12 protein-coding genes and 2 pseudogenes are annotated in these 20,441 nt (G+C 72.6%); 9 read left to right on the forward strand and 5 right to left on the reverse strand.

The window, feature by feature from the left end:
• Positions 1-75: 75 nt before the first annotated feature.
• Positions 76-1,155: a WxL protein peptidoglycan domain-containing protein gene (locus PV364_RS00790; RefSeq protein WP_319657570.1), complete on the forward strand. Its 1,080-nt coding sequence runs from the start codon at positions 76-78 to the stop codon at positions 1,153-1,155.
• A 237-nt stretch (positions 1,156-1,392) separates the two neighbouring features.
• On the opposite strand, the gene PV364_RS00795 is transcribed toward PV364_RS00790, so the two are convergent.
• The gene (locus PV364_RS00795; protein ID WP_319657571.1) at positions 1,393-2,322 is read right to left on the reverse strand and encodes an alpha/beta hydrolase; all 930 of its coding nucleotides are present in this window, start codon (positions 2,320-2,322) and stop codon (positions 1,393-1,395) included.
• 155 nt (positions 2,323-2,477) lie between these two features.
• Here PV364_RS00795 and PV364_RS00800 point away from each other — a divergent pair, with 155 nt between their 5' ends.
• From PV364_RS00800 to PV364_RS00820, 5 genes are all read left to right on the forward strand, one after another.
• The gene (locus tag PV364_RS00800) at positions 2,478-3,278 is read left to right on the forward strand and encodes a GNAT family N-acetyltransferase (protein WP_319657572.1); all 801 of its coding nucleotides are present in this window, start codon (positions 2,478-2,480) and stop codon (positions 3,276-3,278) included.
• A 217-nt stretch (positions 3,279-3,495) separates the two neighbouring features.
• Positions 3,496-4,098: a TetR/AcrR family transcriptional regulator gene (locus tag PV364_RS00805; protein WP_319657573.1), complete on the forward strand. Its 603-nt coding sequence runs from the start codon at positions 3,496-3,498 to the stop codon at positions 4,096-4,098.
• Between the two features lie 293 nt (positions 4,099-4,391).
• Entirely contained in the window at positions 4,392-5,141 is a 750-nt protein-coding gene (locus PV364_RS00810; protein ID WP_319657574.1) for a glucose 1-dehydrogenase, read from the forward strand.
• Between the two features lie 90 nt (positions 5,142-5,231).
• Positions 5,232-6,089 carry a TIGR03620 family F420-dependent LLM class oxidoreductase gene (locus PV364_RS00815; RefSeq protein WP_319657575.1) on the forward strand — a complete coding sequence of 286 codons (858 nt, stop codon included), beginning with the start codon at positions 5,232-5,234 and terminating at the stop codon, positions 6,087-6,089.
• Between the two features lie 130 nt (positions 6,090-6,219).
• Positions 6,220-6,972: a glucose 1-dehydrogenase gene (locus PV364_RS00820; RefSeq protein WP_319657576.1), complete on the forward strand. Its 753-nt coding sequence runs from the start codon at positions 6,220-6,222 to the stop codon at positions 6,970-6,972.
• A 78-nt stretch (positions 6,973-7,050) separates the two neighbouring features.
• Here PV364_RS00820 and PV364_RS00825 read toward each other — a convergent pair whose 3' ends face one another.
• The gene (locus PV364_RS00825; RefSeq protein ID WP_319657845.1) at positions 7,051-7,410 is read right to left on the reverse strand and encodes a DUF805 domain-containing protein; all 360 of its coding nucleotides are present in this window, start codon (positions 7,408-7,410) and stop codon (positions 7,051-7,053) included.
• A gap of 508 nt (positions 7,411-7,918) precedes the next feature.
• Positions 7,919-10,441: a CehA/McbA family metallohydrolase gene (locus PV364_RS00830; RefSeq protein ID WP_319657577.1), complete on the reverse strand. Its 2,523-nt coding sequence runs from the start codon at positions 10,439-10,441 to the stop codon at positions 7,919-7,921.
• Positions 10,442-11,060: 619 nt separating this feature from the next.
• On the opposite strand from PV364_RS00830, the gene mdlC reads away from it, so the two are divergent.
• Positions 11,061-12,632: a benzoylformate decarboxylase gene (mdlC, locus tag PV364_RS00835; protein WP_319657578.1), complete on the forward strand. Its 1,572-nt coding sequence runs from the start codon at positions 11,061-11,063 to the stop codon at positions 12,630-12,632.
• 522 nt (positions 12,633-13,154) lie between these two features.
• Here the strand turns inward: mdlC and PV364_RS00840 are convergent.
• A pseudogene (locus PV364_RS00840) lies at positions 13,155-13,376 on the reverse strand (hypothetical protein); the annotation flags it as partial.
• Positions 13,351-14,667 (reverse strand): MFS transporter, encoded by a 1,317-nt coding sequence (locus tag PV364_RS00845; RefSeq protein WP_319657579.1) that lies wholly within the window; start codon positions 14,665-14,667, stop codon positions 13,351-13,353. The gene PV364_RS00845 and the pseudogene PV364_RS00840, both read right to left, overlap by 26 nt.
• A gap of 406 nt (positions 14,668-15,073) precedes the next feature.
• Here PV364_RS00845 and PV364_RS00850 point away from each other — a divergent pair.
• Positions 15,074-15,667: pseudogene (locus PV364_RS00850) on the forward strand (DinB family protein).
• Between the two features lie 152 nt (positions 15,668-15,819).
• Positions 15,820-20,337, forward strand: a complete 4,518-nt coding sequence (locus tag PV364_RS00855) for a S8 family peptidase (protein WP_319657580.1) — start codon at positions 15,820-15,822, stop codon at positions 20,335-20,337.
• Positions 20,338-20,441 lie beyond the last annotated feature (104 nt).

The raw sequence follows: 20,441 nt of genomic DNA on the forward strand, positions 1-20,441 counted from the left end.
TCGGACCCGTTCCACCTGGCGGGGCGGGCACCGTCCGGTGCCCGCCCCGCCTCCCCGTTCCAGGAGAATCCAGAGATGCACGTACCCGTAACGCGCCGGACGGCCACCGTCCTCGCGCTCGTCCGCCCCGCCGCCCTGACCCTGCTCCTGGCCTTCGCGATCACCGGCCTGAGCGGCGGCCCCGCGCGGGCAGCCGGCGGCGACGTCACCTGGACGGTCAGGACGGCCGCGAACGGGTACGGCGACGACCGCTCCAGCTACAGCTACGACGTGAACCCCGGCAACCAGGTCAAGGACGCCATGGTCGTCGCCAACCACGGCAAGTCCCCGCTCCGGCTGGCGCTCTACGCCGCCGACGGCTACACCACCGAGACCGGCCAGCTCGACCTGCTCACCAAGGGCCAGAAGTCCGTCGGGATCGGCGCCTGGGTCCACGCCGACCGCGACAGCGTCGTGATCGAGCCCGGCAAGACCGCGCAGATCCCCTTCACCGTCTCCGTCCCGTCCAACGCGACACCCGGCGACCACGTGGGCGGCATCCTCACGTCCCTGAAGCAGTCGGACGACGCCGCGGGCATCAACGTGGACCGGCGCCTCGGCATCCGCGTCTCGCTGCGGGTCAGCGGCGCGCTCAAGCCGCGGTTCGCGATCGAGGACCTGAAGGTCGGCTACTCCGGTTCGGGCAACCCGTTCGCCAAGGGCGACGCCACCGTCAGCTACACCGTGCACAACACCGGCAACGCCACCTTGTCGGGAAGCCAGGCGGTCTCCGTCACCGGCCCGTTCGGCTGGCTGCGCACCGAGGCCGGCCGCATCGCCGCCCCGCCGCAACTGCTCCCCGGAGAGAGCTGGAAGGTCAAGGTGCTCGTCCGCGGCGTCGCCCCCGCCGTCAACCTGGCCGCGAACGTGACCCTCACCCCGCTCCTCACCGACGCCTCGGGCACCACCACCCCGCTCCAGCCGGTCCGGGCCACGGCCCACGGATGGGCCGTCCCGTGGACGCTGCTCGTGCTGGTGGTCGTGGTGATCGCGGCCGTCGTCGGCGGGCTGCTCCTCGCGCGCCGCGCCCGCGCACGCCGCAAGACGCAAGAGGACGCCCGCGTCCAGAGCGCCGTCGAGAAGGCGCTGCGCGACCGCACGACGCGGGAGAGCTGAGCGGCCGAAGCGCGGCGCGCGTCCCCGGCCCCGGCGGCCAGGAGGGCGTGCGCCGCGCGGGCGTGACGTGGGGGATTGCCGTCGGGGCGGGAGCAAGGATGCGCGGCGCGGGCGGAATTACCCCAGGGAGATCACCACATCCACCCGCGCCTCCACCGAAACCCTCTGCCCCGGTGGTGCTTTGCACCCCAAACCAGGACGTTCCGGCAGACTCACCCGGTGTCCAGGACACTCAGGTCATCGTGACGTGTCGTAGGTGTCGTAGGCGGCCACGACGAACGCGACGACGTCGCGCTCCAACGCGCCGCCGCGGGGCCCGCGCCGGATCATGTCCGTCCCGTGGTAGCCGCTCCGGTCGATGACGAGCCGCTTCTGCGTCGCCGCCGACGCCGCGTAGACCTCGCGGACCTGCTTCTCCACCGCGCCGTTCATGTCCCCCGGCGACACGGCGAACAGGGACGGGGCGTCGATCTTCCGTACCGCCGCGACCGCGTCCGCACCGCCGCAACGGGCGGGTGAGGACATCATGAGCAGCCCCACCAGCGGGAGTTCGCCGTCGGCCCCGGCGACGGCCGCCGTCGTGCCGCCGCACGAGGCACCGCCGAGGAAGACCCGCTCGGCGCCGAGGCGCTCGAGCTCGGCGAGCCCCGCCCGCGCGTCGCGGTCGATGTGCTCGTTGTCCGCGACGTGCTCTGAGGCACCGTGGTTGCGGTATTCCGGGATCACCACGCGGTAGCCGCGCGAGGCGAGTTGCTTCCCGATGTCGATGAACGAGCAGATGTTGTATCCCTGTTCGTGGTCGAGGAGCACACCGTCGGGGCCGTCCCCCAGTTCGAGGGCGGACAGATGGACGCCGTCACTGGTGGTCAGCGTCGTGACCCTGTCACGGAGCGAGGCGGGCACGCAGGTGTCGACGAGGTACCCGGCCTTGGTGCGGGCGGTCCGGTCGGGCCAACTGGGGGTGTAGTCCACGGGCGGATGCGGGCTGGGCCGGTTCGCGCCGGGCGGGTTCGTACGGGGCCGCTGCGCGGGCGCGCCGGCCGACGGAAGCCGCACCGACGCCCTGGTGGGCTCCGGCGCGCCGGCCGCCCCGGGGGCGGAGGAGCAGGCCGACAGCCCCCAGAGGCACAGCAGCGCGACCGGGAGCGCCGAGCGAAGTGTTGTCACGTTCGTCCTTGTGTGTGGGTGCCTGGGAGCGCCGGTGCGACGGTCCCTTCGCTCTGACAGACGCGCGACTCCTGCGCGCGTTGCGGGTGGCTCCCGAGTTCCTGGCGGCAGGGCCGGAAGCCGCACGTGTCACACGGTTGTCTACGATCGGTGGCATGAACCCACGCACCAACGCCGCTTTCCACGCGGACGGCGCCGCGCGAGCCTGGGGCGCGGCGTTCCGGTGTATCGCCGGCGCAGAGCCCGGTATGAGGCAGCACGCCGGCCGGGACGAGACCCACATGATCTTCACCGGCAGCGAGGCCCCCAGCGTCAACGGCGTGTACTCCTTCGCGCCCACACCATCGGCGGAGCAGATCGAATCGCTCGCCTCCCTTGCGGCGCAGACCGCCGGGGAATTCCCGCGGCCGGTCCCGTGGTGCATCCAAGTACGGTCGCGCCCGGGCGAGTCGGTGCTGCGCACGGCCGCGCGGTACGGCCTGACCCAGCAGTCCTGGGAACCTCTCATGGTGCGGGACCTGAGCACTCCTCCGGGCATCCCCGGGGCCGCGCCGGACCTTCGGGTGCGCGCAATCTCGGGAGCCGAGTCCGGGCGTTATGCCACCGCCATGGGTGCGGGTTTCCAGGCACCCACGGAGATCTTCGCGGCCCTGGCCACCCCGGCGGTGCTGGACGCGCCGGCCATCACGGCCTATGTGGGCGAGGCCGACGGCGAGGTGGTCGCCACGGCCATGGGCATCGTCACCGACGGGCATGTCGGGGTCTTCAACGTCTCGACGGTCCCCGCACACCGCAAGCGCGGTTACGGGCGGCGGCTGACCGAGCACGTCGTGGCCGAGGGCCACCGGCACGGCGCACGGACCGCCTATCTGCGTGCCAGTGACATGGGGCTGTCGCTCTACACGTCCCTCGGCTTCGAGGTCGCCGAGCACTGGACGTATCTGACCGCTCCCTGAGACTGCCTCGATCGACAGGGCCCGTCGTGCCGGGACCGGACCGGGGACCGCAGACGGGGCGACCGGCGCCGCCGTCGCGAGCGCGTCATGGGCCACCAGGAATCGACAGGCACCATGGAGGCGCCGACCGCGTGCGCGGCGCTCGCCGCGTCCGGTCCCGGTGCGGGCGCAGTATCTTAGCAGTGACTAAAATTCCCGTCCCGGACCGGAGGCGACCATGGCTGGGGGCCGACCGCGCACCTTCGACAGCGACACGGCCCTCGACCGCGCGCTGGAGGTGTTCTGGCGCCAGGGCTACGAGGGCACCGGGATCTCCGACCTCACCAAGGCGATGGGCATCAACAACGCGCCCAGCCTCTACAACGCCTTCGGGAACAAGGAACAGCTGTTCCGCAAGGTGCTGGACCGGTACGCCGACGGCCCCGCCCGCTACATCCGCGAGGCGTTCGCGGAGCCCACGGCCCGTGCGGCAGTGGAAGCCCTCCTGCACGGCGCCGCCGACGCGACGACCGATCCCGGCCATCCGCGCGGCTGCATCACGGTGCAGGCCGCCCTGGCGTGCTCGCCGGGCGCGGAGGCCGCACGCGACGAGCTGACGGCGCGCAGGGCCGCCGGCGAGGCGGCCCTGCGGGAACGGCTCCAGCAGGCGGCCAGGAACGGCGAACTCCCGGAGGACAGCGATCCGGAGGGCCTCGCGCGCTACTTCTCCACCATCTACCAAGGCGTGGCAGTCCAGGCGGCCGGTGGCGCCACCCGGGAGCAACTCCACCAGATCGTGGACATGGCCATGACTGTCTGGCCGCCGCGGCCGGGCGCCTGACGCGCGGACTCCGCCGCCTGCGTGCGGCGGGGCGCGGTCACCTCCGCGCGGGGCCGGCGCGGCGCAGCGCCATTCTCTGACCCCACGACCCCACGCCCCAGGCACCCGCCGCCGTCCGGCATGCCGTCGCGGCCGCGTGATCCCCCCTTCGATTGACACGCGCTCCCGGCCGGTCTAGTTTTTTAGTACTCGCTAAAAAATGCTGGGCGCACACGCCGCGGCCCGACCGCCGCTCTCCAGGGAGGGGCCCTGCCGTACCGCGTGTGCGCCCACGGACATCAAGGAGCACCACCATGGGACAACTCGACGGCAAGACGGCCATCGTGACCGGCGGCACCAGCGGAATCGGCCTGGCCACCGCGGAGCGCTTCGCGGCGGAGGGCGCGCACGTCTTCGTCACGGGCCGCCGCCAGGACGCGCTGGACGCGGCCGTGGCCAGGATCGGCCACCACGCGACCGGCGTCCGGGGCGACGTCGCCGATCTGGCCGACCTCGACCGCCTCTATGCGGCCGTCGCCGAGCATAACCGGCGCATCGACGTGCTCTACGCCAACGCGGGCGGCGGCGAGTTCGCCACCTTGGAACAGGTCACGGAGAAGCACTTCGACCAGACCTTCGGCATCAACGCCAAGGGCATGCTCTTCACCGTCCAGAAGGCACTGCCGCTGCTGAACGAAGGCGCCTCTATCATCCTGACGTCCTCCAACGCCGGCACCCTCGGGAACGAGGCGTTCGGCGTCTACGCGGCTTCCAAGGCCGCGGTGCGGTCCTTCGCCCGTACCTGGGCCGCCGAACTCAAGGGCCGCTCGATCCGCGTCAACACCGTCAGCCCCGGCACGATCGACACCCCCGGCATCGACGGCCTCGCTCCCGACCAGGAGCAGGCGGACCAGCTCAAGTCCTTCATGGCCGGCACGATCCCGATGGGCCGCATCGGCCGTCCCGAGGAGGTGGCGGCCGCTGTCCTCTTCCTCGCCTCGGACCAGAGCAGCTTCGTCACCGGTATCGAGCTCTTCGTCGACGGCGGCCGCAACCAGATCTAGCACCGGCACCGGTCACGGGCCCGGCCGCAGGCGCGGGCCGCCCGGCGAACTGCTCCGCCGGACCGTACTTCCACAGAGGGGACAGAAGACATGCGATGGGGTCCGACAGGGATCTGGAGTATCGAATTGCGGGCGGCCGATCCGCGTGAGATCGCCGACGCCGCCGCCGAACTCGACGAACTGGGCTGGGACGCCTTGTGGATACCGGGTCTGGGGGGCGGCGACGTCCTCGGCGACTCGGAGCGCCTGCTGCGGGCCACCCGCAGGGCGAAAGTGGCTGTCGGGGTCGCGAGCATCTGGCGGCACCAGCCGGCCGAGACGGCGGCGGGACACGCGCGCCTTCAGAACGCCTACGGCCGGCGGCACCTGCTGGGCCTCGGTGTCAGCGACCCGGCGGCCGCCCGGAGCGCGGGACACCCGTACCGGCCCGTCGCGGACATGGCCGCCTATCTGGACAGGCTCGAGCAGGCACCCGCACCGGTGCCCGCGGCCGAGCGCGTCATGGCGGCACTCGGCCCCAGGATGACGGAGCTGGCCGGTCGACGCACCGCCGGTGTGCATCCGTTCATGGTCACCCCCGAGTACTCGGCCGCGGCACGGGAGCAGTTGGGCGAAGGGCCTCTCATCGCGCCGTACCAGGCCGTCGTCCTCGAGGAGGATCCCGGTAAGGCCCGCAACGCGGCACGCGAGTTCCTGGGCGCGTTCCTCGGCATGGACCACTACGCGCGGAGCCTTCTCCGACAGGGGTTCACCGAGGAGGACCTCGCCCGCGGCGGCAGCGACCGACTCATCGACAGCGTCGTGGCCTGGGGAGACGTGGAAGCCATCGGTACGCGGGTCCGCGCTCATCGTCAGGCGGGCGCCGACCATGTCTGCCTGCACGTCGTGGGCGCGGGCCCCGCGATGCCCCTGCCCCAGTGGCGGGAGCTGGCACCGCTCGCCTCCTGAGGGCCGCGCGGCCATCTGCGGTCCGCGCATGCGCCGGTCCGGGGCCTCCCCAGGGTTTGGACTTGCGGGTCCAATTTCTGCGACGCAAGGTGGACCGCGTTCCGTCCGCACCCAGAGGGGCAGCACGATCATGTCCGCACGCCTGCAGCACAAGACCGCCCTGGTCACCGGGGCCACCAGCAACATCGGCCGGGCCATCGCCGTGGCCTTCGCCGCGGAGGGGGCACACGTGGCCGTCTCGGGGCGCAGCAAGGAGCGCGGGGAGGAGGTGGTGGCGGAGATCCGCGCCCTGGGCGGGACCGCCACATTCGTTCCCGCGGACCTGGACGGCAGCGCAGCCGCCTCCCGGCAGCTGGCGGAGGAGGCCGGCCGCGCACTGGGCGGCCGCATCGACATCCTGGTGAACAACGCGGGCATCTACCCGAGCCCCACGACTCCCGACACCGACGAGGAGACCTTCGACCGTGTGGTCGCCGTCAACATGAAGGCGCCCTTCTTCCTCACGGCCGCCGTCGCACCGGCCATGGCCTCCTCCGGAGGCGGCGCGATCATCAACCTCGGGTCGTGGATCGCCCGGCTGGGCATATCGCGAGGCGCGCTCTACAGCTCCACCAAGGGCGCGGTGGAGACGTTCACTCGGGCCTGGGCCGCCGAGTTCGGGCCGGGCGGGGTGAGGGTCAACGCCATCTCCCCCGGAGTGGTCCAGGTCCCCGGCCACGCTTCCGAGGCCATGATGGCGGGCACCCCCGCGGGAACCGTGGGCTCCCCCGAGGACATCGCCCAGGCCGCGGTGTACCTCGCCTCGGACGAGGCGCGGTTCGTCCACGGAATCACCCTCGACGTGGACGGTGGCCGCACGACCGCGGCCGTGATCGCCGCCTGACGCGCGGGGAGCGCCGTACAGCGGGGCGGTCCCGGACGCCGTCGTCCGGGACCGCTCCGCTGTACGGCGTCGGGAACGTCAGACGGCCGGACCGGCGACGAGCTTCGGGTTCGGGCCGTGCTCGTTGTCGCCGGGCTGGCTGTCGCCGATCCAGAAGACCAGCAGGACGATCCAGCCGATGCACGGGATCAGCCAGAGCAGGGTCAGCCAGCCGGTACGGCCCGTGTCGTGCAGGCGACGGGCGGAGACAGCGATCGTGGGCAGGAGGACCGCGAGCGAGTACAGGGACGACAGCAGCGGGAAGCCGATCACGCGCCCGATGAAGTACACCACAAAGGAGGCGATCAGGTTGAACAGTGTGAACATCCAGAATTCGGTGCGCCGCGCGCGCCCGTTGAAGACCGCGTACTTCTTGAGCACGTCGAGGTACCAGTTCATTGCGATTGCCCCCAAGGCCATGGTGTGAGGCTCGTCTTGAAAAGATCGAGCACGCGGAAGTTATGAGCCTTGTACTGCGCAGGTCAAGACACGTTTCGATAACCGGCTCCGCGCACGGCGCGCACACCCGCGCGGCACGTCTTTTCGGGCGCCATCGACTGCGCGCACACGCGCGTTCGCCCGCCCGACGCCGTACGGCAATCCCCGCGCCACCGGCCTCCGTTTCGATGCGGACAAGGCATCAGCCGGCCCTTTTGGACAACCCCAGGAATTTCCGTGCTCCGCGATCTCGTCGTCCGCTCCGTCCTCGGCGTGCTCAAGGCGGTGGGCTGTGCGTACTGGTATCTCTGGCGCCGGCGCACCTACGTCCCGTACCACGACGTGCGGAACATCGAGTACCACGGTGTGACTCGACACGGCGAGACACCGCAGGGCACACCGCTGCCGCGGCCGTCCGGCCCCGGTGACGGCGGTCGCCGTACGCCTCCGGAGCCGGACGGGGACGGGCTCAGGCCAGCCGGGTCCGGTAGATCTGCTGGGTGACGTCCCGTTGGGTGCGGGTCGCACCGCGGTCGGTGGTGAACACGACCGTGCCGCCGTGCAGGGCGGGCCAGGTGTTGTTGCCGAGCGTGGTGACCTGCCGGGCGTCCGACCAGGTGCCGGTGGCGTCGAGGGTGGCGGTGAGGACCTTCCAACGCCAGTCGGCGGACCGGGAGTCGTACCAGACCGCGCGTATGCGGCCGTCGGGGTCCTGGGCGACCCGGGCGCGCTGGCTCATCGCGTCCGGGTCGTGGGCGACCTGCCGGTACGGGCTCCAGGTGGCGCCGCCGTCGGTGGAAGTGCTCGTCCGCACCTGGAGGTTGGCGCCCGAGCTCTGCAGGGCGCCGGACTCCCAGATCGCCACGAGCGTGCCGTGCGCGTCGACCGCGACGCTCGGGTGCCGGTCGGCGCGGTCGGTGACCGCGCTCACCGCGACCGGGGTGCCCCAGGACCGGCCCGGTGCGGTCCGGACCGCTGCGAGGATCTGCCAGCTGTCGGGATCGGTGCCGCCGCCGGCCGGCTGACCGGCCGGCGGGGTGTGCCCGGTCCACAGCGGGTCCGGGTCGTTCCGGTCGTCCTGCCAGGTCACGACGGCGTGCTTGCCGCCGGTGACGGTGACGGCCGGGAAGAGCGAGGCGGGGTAGCGCGGTGACCGGGCGTCGGCGGGAGTGCCGGGGCTGGTGGCCTTGCCCGCCGCGGAGATGTTCACCGCCGCCTTGTCGACACCGACGATCTGCGCGTACACGTCGAAGGCGCCGCCGCTGTTGTCGGACCAGACGACCAGCGGGTGCTTGTCCTCGATCAGGGCCAGCGCGGGGTTGACGGCCCTGCCCTTGCCCTTGCTGACCTTCTGCGGGGACTTGAAGGAGGAACCGCCGTTGCCGCTGGTCGCCATGAGGACCGCCGGCCGGTGCGGCTGCTCCTTGCCGCGTTCGTCCTGCCACACCACCCACACGTCGTCGCCGTGGGCGGCGATCCGCGGGAAGCGGGCGGTCGTCGAATCACCGGACAGGGTACGGGCCTTGCCGGGCCTGCCCTTGCGGTCCAGCCGGACGTGGACGATCCGGGTCGCCTGGCCCTCGTGCACTTCGGCGACGACGTGGGTGACGTCTCCGGCCACCGCCACGTCGGCGAAGCCGGTGAAACCGCCCTGCTCGCCGATGACCAGGGCCCCGTGGTCGGCGGTGGTGTCGGCGTCCGGCAGCGGGATCTCCGACAGCGGTTCGGCGGGCGCTCCCACGGACAGGAAGACCGGCGAGGTCGCGGCGCGCAGCTGGTCCGGGAGGGTCGGGTCGGCCTCCGAGCCCGACGCGCTGCCGGGCGAGCGGACCTCGACCCGGTACCAGGTGTGGTCGCCGCCCTTCATGTCGAGCGGCAGATCGTACGTCTCGTTGCCCGTACGCGGCACGAACGTCGCGACCGGCCCGGCGGAGCGGCCCGGTGCGGCGTACACGTGCACGGTGGTGCCCTTGCCGGACCGCACCTTCACCCGCAGGCCCGCCTTCCGGGGGAGCTTGCGTCCGGTGACCACGACCTCGTCGCCGCCGATCGCCTCGTAGACGCCGTCGCCGTCCGCGTCGGCCTCCAGGGTGACGAAGGGACCGGTGATGTTCTGCGACACAGTGGTGCGGCCGGCCCGGAAGCCGTCGAGGATGCCGCGGACCGAACGCTCCGCGGCGAAGACCCGGGTGGTGGGCTCACCGGGGCTGTCGACGTCCCACAGCTCGCGGAAGTGGCAGTCGCTGGCGGCAGCCACGCCGAAGCGGAAGCCGCGGTTCCAGCGGTTCTCGGCGTACTCCATCTCCACGTCGGGGTCGCTCGCGACGTTCAGCACCTCGACCAGGTCGCTGCCCAGCACGCTGGCGTTGGCGTTGACGCCGCCGGCCCGGGTGTACTCGCCGTCGTCGGGGTGGGCCTGCGACCACACGGCGTTCTGGGCGTGGACGTCCCACACCGACTGCTGGACGTGCCGGTAGGCCGCCGAGCCGGGCGGGTTGGCCCCGTCCACCACCACGTCGACGTTGCCGAGCACGATGGCGTGCGGCGAGCCGTTGGCCTCCTCACCGGGCAGGAGGAGCAGCTTCGAGGACGTCCACTGCGGGTCCCACACCTGGTCGTAGGTGCGGTGGTCGGTCAGCGGCATGAAGTCCAGGCCGACCTTCTCCCCCTGGGCGATCTGGTCGCCGACCGGGAGGTTGCCCGGGAGGGTCTGCTTCGAGGTCTGGCGCGGACCGCTGCCGTCGGAGGAGTGGTCGTCGTGCACATGAGTGTCGCCCGCAAGCCACCGGCCCTTGGGGGCCTTCGCTCGCCTGGCGGGCACGGCCGCCGGGGCGGGCCGCCCGGGGCGGCCGGTGACCGTCGCGGCGTCGGCGACGCCTGCGCCTATGGTCGCGGCCGCGACCGCCGCACCTGCCGCGACCAGCAGCTTCCTTCGGGGCAGGTGGCCGCCCAGCGGCTGGTTCGGGACGCCTGTTCGTGTCGGGGCATGCATCGGGGCAACCGCCTTTCAGTCCACTGCGCCGGGGAAGGGGCAGTACGCTCACGACGCTAGAAAGATGCATGCGCAAATACATGAATTCGCCGCGACGCGACCCTTCCGGTCAGCGGAACACCACGGGCGACGGCGGCGAGAGCCGCCGCCTCGCGGTCGACGCCGGATGTGCCACGGCTCGCGGGCCGCGCCCGATCTCCCGCGTCAGGCCGTTCGCTTCGCCGGCGGCGCTGCCGGCCCCGTGGCCGGGCGTCTCGAACGAGGTCCGCACCCGCCCGTCTCGGACCGGAGGAAGCGGTCGCGGACCCGGCCGTTGAAGGACCCGCGCCGGCGGACGTACCCCTCCGTGAAGTCCCCGTGCGTCCGCGTCGGTTCACCCAGCCCGGCACACCTCCCCCGCGGCTCGGCGCTCACCGGGCGGAGCACCTCCTGCGGCGGGACCCCCCGCACCGCCCCCGATGGGTCGGCGTTCGCCGGGGCGCCGGGACCACCCGGCCCGCGCGCCGCACCCGCCCGTCGCATCGATCACCGGAGAAGGGAAACGCACCGATTTGCCGCTGCCGGTCGGCGCTCCTACGGTCGTGGGACGGGCTCGATCACTCTGGGCAAGGGGCCGCTCATGGCGACCGTCAGCGATGCCTTCTACCGCGTCCTGCGCCATCACGGCGTGAGCGCCGTCTTCGGCAATCCCGGGTCCAACGAGCTGTCGTTCCTCACCGGCCTGCCCGAGGACATCCCCTACTACCTGGTCCTCCAGGAGGGCGCCGCCATCGCCATGGCGGACGGCTACGCCCAGGCCACGGACACCACGGGGTTCTTGAACCTGCACGCCGCGTCCGGCACCGGCAACGCGATGGGCTGCCTGACCAACACCGCCGCCTGCCACACGCCGATGGTCGTCATGGCGGGTCAGCAGGCGCGCCGCTACGTCCCGGTGGGGGCGATGCTCACCAACGTCGACCCGACCAAGCTGTGCGACCCGCTGGTGAAGTGGTCCGGAGAGCCGTTGCGCCCGCAGGACGGGCCCGCGCTGGTCTCCAAGGCCCTGATGCTCGCCGACTCCGCGCCCCGCGGCGTGGCCTACCTGTCGGTCCCACTGGACGACTGGACCGAGCCCGCTGAGCAGAGCGCCCTGACCCACCTCCTGGAGCGGGTGGTGGACGGCGCCCCGGTACTGGCCCCGCCAACGCTCACCATGCTGGTCGAGGCCCTGGACCGGGCGACGTCACCGGCGCTGGTCCTGGGGCCCGGCGCCGACACCGAGGCGGGATACCGGGCCGCGGTTGCCCTCGCCGAGCGGGCCCGCCTGCCGGTGTGGGTGGCACCCAGCCCGCCACGGGCCCCGTTCCCGACCCGGCACCGCTGCTACCAGGGCCAGCTGCCGTCCGCCGTCGGCGCGGTCGCCGACACCCTCGCCGGGTACGACGTGGTCCTCTGCGTCGGAGCACCGGTCTTCCGCTACCACGCGCCCAGCGGCAGTGACTTCCTGCCGCCGGGCGTCCGCCTGTACGGGGTCACCGACGACCCCGACGAAGCCGCGCGTGCCCCGGTCGGGCGCATCGGCGTCGGTGATCCGTCCGACGCGCTGGTCCGCCTCGCCGACGCCGTCGCGCCGAGCGACCGGCCCTGGCCCCCTGAGCGGACCCTCCCCGAGGCGGACACCACCGGGCCGGCGTTCACCGCGGAGGCCATCCTCGACGCGATCGACGCCGGGAAGAACGACGACACCGTCGTCGCGCTGGAGTGGACCTCGGCGGACATGATCCGCGACCGGCTCACCCTCACCCGGCCCAAGTCGCTGTTCTACCCGGCCGCCGGCGGCCTCGGCTGGGGCCTGCCCGCCGCGATCGGGCTGCGACTGGGCCGCCCCGAGCGCCCCGTCGTCGCCCTGATCGGCGACGGCGCGACGCAGTACACCACCTCCGCCCTGTGGAGTGCCGCCCGCTACCGGGTGCCGGTGACATACGTGGTCTGCACCAACCACCGATACCGGGCCCTGGAGGAATTCTCCGAGATCCTGCACGTCCCCAAGGGCGACTACCTCGACATCTCCGGGATCGACGTCCTGGACCTCGCCCGCGGCTACGGCCTGGAGACGCACCGCGCGGAGTCCCTCGCGGACCTCACGGACTTCGTGCGCCAGGGCATGACGTCCGAGGTCCCCCGCCTGGTCGAGATCCTCCAGCGCTGAGACGCGGCGCGCCCTCCCGGTCCCCGCGCGGGCCCTACTCGGGGGGTGTCCGGACTCCGGCGCCTGTGCGGCGAGGGCCGCGTCGAGGAGCGCGGCGGCGGCCGCCTTGGCCGCGGCCGCCGCCTCGGCGTCACCGTCCATCCGGACGGACACCGCGGCCCCGTCGTAGAGCAGCTGCAGTCTGCGCCCGAGCGCCTCGGCGTCCGCGACGCCCGCCTGCCGGGCGAGGTCCGTCAGCAATCCCCGCACCCACGCCCGGTAGTCGGCCGACGCCTGTTCCGTGCCGCTGCCGGACTTGGCCTCCGCGCCCGCCGCGATGAACGCACACCCCCGGTAGCCGGGACCCGCGAACGCCTCCGTCTGGGCGTCGAAGAATCCGAGCAGCCGGTCGCGCGGGGTCTCGTGGCGGTCGACCGCGGCACGGACGCGACGGGCGGTGGCGGCGTGCCTCGCCTGCAGGTAGGCATGGACCAACTCGTCCTTGCTGCCGAAGGTGTTGTAGAGGGACGCCTTCGCCACACCGGCCCGTTCGATGACCCGGTCGATGCCGACGGTCTGCACACCCTCGGCGTAGAAGAGCTCATTGGCCGCGGTCAGCAGGCGTTCGCGCGCGGAAGGCCTGGCCGCGTGGCGCTCGGCGGGTGAACCGGTGGTCTTGGCTGCCATCGCCGCTCCCTCCCCTTCCGTGTATTTTGCGGACTGCCGGCCCGCATCCACCCTAGTGCCGGACAGCGGCGCCGACATCGCGCTTCTCCGTCACCAGTCCGACCAGCGCCAGCAGGGCGAGGACGATGATCGCGGCCCCGTACTCCTTCGCCGTGGTGATCAGACCGCCCGCATGGACCACCAGGTATCCGGCGATGACCGCCGGCAGACCCATGCCCAGGTAGGACACGACGTACAGCAGGGACAGCACGCCGGACCGCTCGTGCGCCGCGGTCAGCGGCATCACGCTGCGGATACCGCCCTGGAAGCCGCTGCCGAAGCCGACACCGGCGATGGCGCTGCCGACGAAGAAGAACGAGGGCGAGCCGGCCTGGATGGCGACCAGTGTCAGGGCGACACCGGCGACGAGGGTGCCGATGCCGGTGAACATGACGCCGCGCGGCGGGGCGGTGCGCAGGACGAGGGTCGCCACGGCGGCCACTCCTGCCAGGACGAAGAGGGCCAGTCCGCCGTAGACCATGGACGTGGAGTGGGTGAGCGTCCGCACCAGCGCAGGGCCCAGCGAACCGTAGAAGCCGGCGAGCGCCCAGACGGCTATCAGGACCGGGGCGGCGTTGAGGACGGCGCGCCGCACCGTACGCGGCAGCTTGATGTCCGGGACCAGGGTGCCCAGCGCACCGGGGGTGGGGGTCAGCGTCTCCCGCATGAGGTACACGCCCACGGCCTGCACGGCGAAGACCGCCACCAGCGCCAGGTAGACCAGGTGCGTCGGCGCCGGCAGGAACTGGACGAGGAAGGCGGAGATCAGGGAGCCGCTCGCGGTGCCGAGTCCGGGGGCGAAGGAGTTGGCGACGGTGCCCCGCCGCTTGTCGATGTCCAGCATTCCGGCGCCGACGGCGCCGAGCGCGGCACCGGTGGACAGTCCCTGGATCACCCGGCCGATCATCAGCTCCGGCACGCCGTGCGCCGTCGCGAAGACGACCATCGCGGCCGCCTGCGCGGCGAGCGCCACCAGCAGGACCGGTCGCCTGCCCAGATGGTCCGACAGGCGTCCCAGGGTGAGGAGCGACACGAGCACCGCGATCGCGTACACGCCGAAGACCAGGGTGGTCGTGACCGGGGAGAATCCCCACTCCTGCTGGTAGACCGCGTACAGGGGGGTCGGCGCACTGGATGCGGCCAGGAACGACACGATGATCGAGGCCAGCAGGTAGAGCGCCGCCCGCTGAGGCAGCACCCCCGCGGCGGATCGGCTCCGCGACGCGGAGGGGACGGCGGGAGCCGCCACGCCCACGTCTTCCGCGACGCCTGCCTCCGCCGTCAGCGTGGCGGTCACGCTGTGGTCGTGTGAGGTGCACTGCTCGGGCATGCCACCGTCCTGTGGGTGAGGAGATCGGTCGTTCTCCTGTTGAGTAGACCGGTCTGTCTAACCAGGGCAGATCGGGATTGCTTCCCGCTCCGCGAAAAAAAGTGGAAGGCATTCGTCCGGGGGCCCCGAACGGAGTGCGGCGGGCGTACCGCGACAGGGAGGGCAAGCCGGCGGCATCGCGTCCCGCCACGGGAAGGCGGGCACGACGGTCCGGGACGAGGTGGCTGCCGTCCGCCGCACTCGCCCGCACCCGGCTCGGCCGGTCGGCGGCGAGAAGGAGTTCTTCGAGCCGGCACTCCCCCTGCGTTCGCCGTCCCGGTTGCCGTCGGCCGCCTGAAGCGGCCCCGGCGGGTCGCGGCCGGGGGGAGGTCGACCGGGCCCGCGGGCCGGGTGGCAGACTCCCGGAATGATCGAATCGAAGCAGAAGGCGGACCTCGCCCGTTACCTGCAGTCGGCGCGCGACGCCCTCCTCTGGAAGCTCGACGGGCTCTCGGAGTACGACATACGCCGCCCGCTGACGCCGACCGGCACCAATCTCCTCGGCCTGGTGAAGCACGCCGCCGGTGTGGAGGCGGGGTACTTCGGCGACACCTTCGGGCGCCCCCTCGGCGAGGCGCTGCCGTGGCTCACCGAGGACGCCGAACCCAACGCGGACCTGTGGGCCACCGCGAACGAGTCGCGCGAGCAGATCGTCACCCTGTACCGGAGGGTGTGGCAGCACGCGGACGCCACGATCACCGACCTCGCCCTGGACGCGGCCGGCCGCGTGCCGTGGTGGGGCGAGGGCCGGTAGGAAGTGACACTGCATCAGATCCTGGTGCACGTGACCGCCGAGACGCACCGGCACGCGGGCCATGCCGACATCGTCCGGGAACTCGTGGACGGCGCGGTGGGGATGGGTCAGGGCAACGACAACATGCCCGAGGGGGACCGGTCGTGGTGGAAGAGCCACCGGGACCGCCTGGAGCGCGCGGCACGGGAGGCCGCCCGGCGCCACTGAATACGGCGTCCGGCTGGCCCCTTGTGGCCACTGTCCGGTATCGGAAACACCAACTCTTGGTCATCGGTGGATCATCCCGCTAGAACTTGTGTGCGCCCGCACGGCGTTCTCTACGCCGGGATGCCCGGCCATCCACCGAAGAAGGAGTCCTGGTGGCCCCTGCACCTCCGCCTGCCCGTCCCCCGGTAAAGCGGCGGTCCGTCGCCGCCGCCGCCGTCGCGGTCGCCGGCCTGCTGTTCCCCCTGGCCGTGGCCCAGTCCCCCGCCGTCGCGGCCCCGCCCCCGGCGTCGTCGCCGGCCGGCGCGCGCTCCGCGACGGGGCAGCCACCCACCGGTGGGCGGTACATCGTCACCCTGCGGGAGCCCGCCGCCGCGACGTACACCGGCGGTGTGGCGGGCAGGGAGCGCACCGCGCCACGCGCAGGCGAGGGCCTGAAGAGCGACTCCGCTCCGGTCCGCGCCTACCGCGACCATCTGCGGAAGGGCCAGCGGGACGCGGCCACTGCGGTCGGCGCGCGGGTCATCTCGTCGTACTCCGCAGCGCTCAACGGCTTCACGGCCGAACTCGATCCGGAGCAGGTCGAGCGGCTGCGCACCGACCCGACGGTGGTGTCGGTGGTCAAGGACGACCTGCGCAAGCCGCTGGCCGCCACGACCTCCACGGACTACCTCGGCCTGAGCGGCGACCACGGCGTGTGGGCCGCCAACGGCGGCGTCGGGAAGGCCGGCCAGGGCATCGTGGTCGGCGTCGTCGACACGGGCATCGCCCCAGAGAACCCGTCGTTCGCCGGCGCCCCGCTCGGCAGGGAGCCGGGCCAGGAGCCCTACCTCGACGGCACGGCCATCAGGTACCGCAAGGCCGACGGCGGTACGTTCAGCGGCGTGTGCACGCCTGGTGTGCAGTTCACGGCAGCGGACTGCACCACCAAGCTCGTGTCGGCACGGTACTTCGTCGACAACTTCGGCGCCGGGCACATCGGCGGCACCGCGATCGGCGAGTACCTGTCGCCGCGCGACGGCGAGGCACACGGTTCGCACACGGCCAGTACGGCGGCAGGCGACAACGGTGTCGACGCCGACCTCGGCGGTGTCCCGGTGGGCAAGATCTCCGGTGTCTCACCGGCCGCCAAGATCGCCGCCTACAAGGCCTGCTGGAGCGGGCCCGACGCCAGCAGCCCCGAGGACGACGGGTGCGCCACCGGCGACCTGCTCGCCGCGATCGACGCGGCCGTGGCCGACAACGTCGACGTGATCAACTACTCGATCGGTTCGGCGGGCGGCGCCCAGAGCACCGACTCGGTCGTCGACGAGGCGTTCCGCAACGCGGCCGCGAGCGGCATCTTCGTCGCCACCGCCGGCGGCAACGCGGGCCCCGACGCCAGTACGGTCGACAACGCCTCGCCCTGGATCACGACCGCCGCGGCGAGCACCATCCCGGCCCGCGAGGCCACGGCCGAACTGGGCGACGGGGTGAACCTGCTCGGCGCCTCGGTGACGATGCCGGCGGGCGGCCGCACCGTCACCGGTCCGCTGGTGGCGGCGTCCGCCGCCGGTACCGACGTCGCCACGCAGTCCAAGCTCTGCGGACCGCAGACCCTGGACCCCGCCAAGGTGACCGGCAGGATCGTCCTGTGCGAGCGGGGCACCGTCGACCGGGTGGCCAAGTCCGCCGAGGTGAAGCGCGCGGGCGGGATCGGGATGATCCTGGTGAACCCGTCGCCCGACTCGGTGGACCTCGACGCGCACACCGTCCCCACCGTTCACATCGACGCCGACGGCTACGACACGCTCCTCGCGTACGCCGCCACCGAGGCACCGACGGTCACGCTGGTCGACGGCAATCCGCACCACCTGGCGTCCGCCGCCGCCCCTCAGATCGCCGGGTTCTCCTCCCGGGGACCCCTGACGGCCGACGGCGGCGACCTGATCAAGCCCGACCTCGCGGCGCCCGGCGTCGGCATCCTGGCCGACGGCGCCAACGCGGCGGGCGGGCGGCCCGGGTTCACCTTCATGTCGGGCACCTCGATGGCGTCCCCGCACGTGGCCGGTCTCGCCGCGCTGTACCTGGGAGTCCATCCGCAGGCGACCCCCGCGGAGATCAAGTCCGCCCTGATGACCACCACTTCCCCCACCGTCACGGCTGACGGGAAGGCGTCCGGGGACGTGTTCGCGCAGGGCAACGGCCAGATCGACCCGACCCGGTACCTGCACCCCGGTCTGCTCTACCTCAACGGTCCGGCCGACTGGGCGCAGTACGTCGCGGGCCTGGGTGGCGACCCCTCCGCGCCCGCCGCGTCCGATCTCAACCTGGCCTCGATCGGCGTCGGTTCGCTCGCCGGTCGGCAGACCGTGACCCGGACGGTGACCTCGACCGCGGCCGGGACCTTCACCGCCGACGCGGTGCGCATACCGGGCGTGGAGACCGTCGTCGAGCCGGCGACGCTGACGTTCACGGCGCCTGGCCAGTCCAAGAGCTTCCGGGTGACCTTCACCCGGACCACCGCGCCGCTGGACGAGTACGCCACCGGCTACCTGACCTGGCGCAACGGCGACCAGAGTGTGCGCAGCGCGCTCGCGGTGCGCCCGGTGGCCCTGGTCGCGCCGGCGGAGCTCGCGGCCTCGGGTAGTTCGGGCCGTGCCACCGCGACCCTGCGCGGCGGTGACGTCCGCGAGGTGCCGGTGACGGTGAGCGGCCTGTCCCGGGGCCTGCGGGTCCAGGGCTCCGGGACCGTCGGCAGCCCGGCGCAGTCCCACATCGTGCAGGTCCCGGCCGGCACGACCCACGCGCGGTTCGAACTCGACGCCGCCGACAACTCCGCCGACCTCGACCTGTCGGTCTACCGGCTGAACGACTACGGCGACAAAACGCTGTTCGCCCGTGCGGCCACCGACTCCGCCGACGAACACCTCGACGTGGACGACCTGCCCGCCGGCCTTTACCAGGTCGAGGTCGACTTCTTCGCCGGGACCGGACCCCTCGGGTTCACCGTGACCAGCTTCGTCCTGAACGCCAAGGGAGCCGAGGGCACCTTCACCGCCCGTCCCACCACGGCGAGCCTGACGGTCGGCAGCGCCACCGCGGTCACCCTGGCCTGGAACGGCCTGCGCGACGGCGGGGTCTACCTGGGCCGGGTCACGTACGGCGACACCGGCCGGAGCACCTACGTCACCATCGCGAGCGATCCCCGTACCGGCCCGCCGACCGGCACGCCCGGAGCCCGGCCGGTGGTCACCGTCAAGCCCGACTACGCCGTGCCGGGCCAGTCCGTGATCGTCGTGGCGACCGGCCTGACCCCGGCCGTGGACTTCCAGATCCGGATCAAGGGCTCGGGGCAGGTGCTGGCGAGCGGACGCACCAGCGACGACGGCGGCGTGGCCCGCTCGGTCACCCTGCCGGCCGGTCTCGCAGCCGGGCAGCGGACCATGGAGGTCCGGTACGCCGGGCGGACCGCCGGTGACTCCTTCACCGTCAGCCCCCTGGTCCTGCGCGACATCGACCACGTCGACCAACAGGCTTTCGACGGGAACCCCTTGGTCGCGCTGGAAGGCGGGGTCCAGGGCAAGGGCAAGGTGCACGTCGTCATCCGGGGCACCTGGAGCGTCTACCTGGACCGGATCGTCCCGGTCGACTCCACCGGCTGGCCCTGGCTCAGCTGGAAGTCGGACCTGGTCGAGACCAGGGCGGAGAAGCTGACGGCGACCCTCTCCGTGGTCCAGGGCAACGGCCGCACCGGGCAGAGCAAGTCGGTGACCTGGAAGGCGGCCGCGTCGTCCCCGAGCTCCGCGTCGCTGGCCAAGGACCCGAAGTCCGCGCACGCCGCGAAGCTGACCTACACCAACCGCACGGACCGCACCGCCTTCCCGACCCTGCGTTACAAGCTGACCGGCGGGGACGTGATCTTCACGACTCTGATGATCGACCCCGGCGTCACGTTCACCCGCTCCTACGACACGACCGGCGTCGACCATCTCGACCTGGTGCTCGACGGAGCGGCCGTCGCGACCTACCGGAATGGGCAGCAGAGCAGGCTGACCGGCCGTCCGGCCATGGTGGAGCCCTTCTACGCGACGTTCCAGCGCGGAAAGGCGCGGCGCGAGGGCGATCCCGTGGCGATGACCCTCACCAACCGGCCCGCGGCGTACAGCGCCGAGTTCTTCCTCACGGCCGGTGAGGGCACCGAGGTCTACGCGGGAACGAGCTTCTTCCACAACGAGAAGATCCCCGTCCCCCGCAGCACGCAGGAAGGAGCGCCGGTCTCCCGGACCCTCTCCGTGGCCTCCGGCCGGCCGCTGTGGGCGACGGCGGGCTTCGAGGTCCACAGCCCGATCCTCTCGTACGTCGCGGACCGCTATCTGCTGATGACGCCGATGAGCGCGGCCGACCTCCAACCGGTGCCGGCACGGCACTCCGGCACGCCGTTCGTGGTCGGCGTCTCGCCGCGGCAGGCGGCCGAGGACACGACCGTGTCGGTGACGGCGGCCGGCCTGGCCGCGCGCGAGGCCTATGTCGTGCGGCTCGGCGGCCGGGTCGTCGGGACCGGCAAGGCCACCGCGGCGGGCTTCGTCCACGCCTTCGTACGGGTCCCGTCCGGTCACGGACGGACCGTGCCGGTCCGGGTCACGGGCAGCCGGCCGGACCGGTCCGGCGGGACGGAACTGACACGGGGGTGAGCCGGTAGCCCACCGCCGCGGGACCGCCGGCCGACATCGCGTCGGCCGGCGGTCCCGCACTCGGTCGCCGCACCACCGGGATCGCCCGCCGCCACGTCGCGGGA

The organism is Streptomyces sp. MI02-7b (assembly GCF_033793585.1).
Lineage (GTDB): Bacteria > Actinomycetota > Actinomycetes > Streptomycetales > Streptomycetaceae > Actinacidiphila.

Excerpts from the sequence above, each read along its gene's own strand:
- PV364_RS00790 (WP_319657570.1), top strand. The coding sequence starts at position 76 with ATGCACGTACCCGTAACGCGCCGGACGGCCACCGTCCTCGCGCTCGTC.
- PV364_RS00800 (WP_319657572.1), top strand. The coding sequence starts at position 2,478 with ATGAACCCACGCACCAACGCCGCTTTCCACGCGGACGGCGCCGCGCGA.
- PV364_RS00805 (WP_319657573.1), top strand. The coding sequence starts at position 3,496 with ATGGCTGGGGGCCGACCGCGCACCTTCGACAGCGACACGGCCCTCGAC.
- PV364_RS00810 (WP_319657574.1), top strand. The coding sequence starts at position 4,392 with ATGGGACAACTCGACGGCAAGACGGCCATCGTGACCGGCGGCACCAGC.
- PV364_RS00815 (WP_319657575.1), top strand. The coding sequence starts at position 5,232 with ATGCGATGGGGTCCGACAGGGATCTGGAGTATCGAATTGCGGGCGGCC.
- PV364_RS00820 (WP_319657576.1), top strand. The coding sequence starts at position 6,220 with ATGTCCGCACGCCTGCAGCACAAGACCGCCCTGGTCACCGGGGCCACC.
- PV364_RS00825 (WP_319657845.1), bottom strand. The coding sequence starts at position 7,410 with ATGAACTGGTACCTCGACGTGCTCAAGAAGTACGCGGTCTTCAACGGG.
- PV364_RS00830 (WP_319657577.1), bottom strand. The coding sequence starts at position 10,441 with ATGCATGCCCCGACACGAACAGGCGTCCCGAACCAGCCGCTGGGCGGC.
- mdlC (WP_319657578.1), top strand. The coding sequence starts at position 11,061 with ATGGCGACCGTCAGCGATGCCTTCTACCGCGTCCTGCGCCATCACGGC.
- PV364_RS00845 (WP_319657579.1), bottom strand. The coding sequence starts at position 14,667 with ATGCCCGAGCAGTGCACCTCACACGACCACAGCGTGACCGCCACGCTG.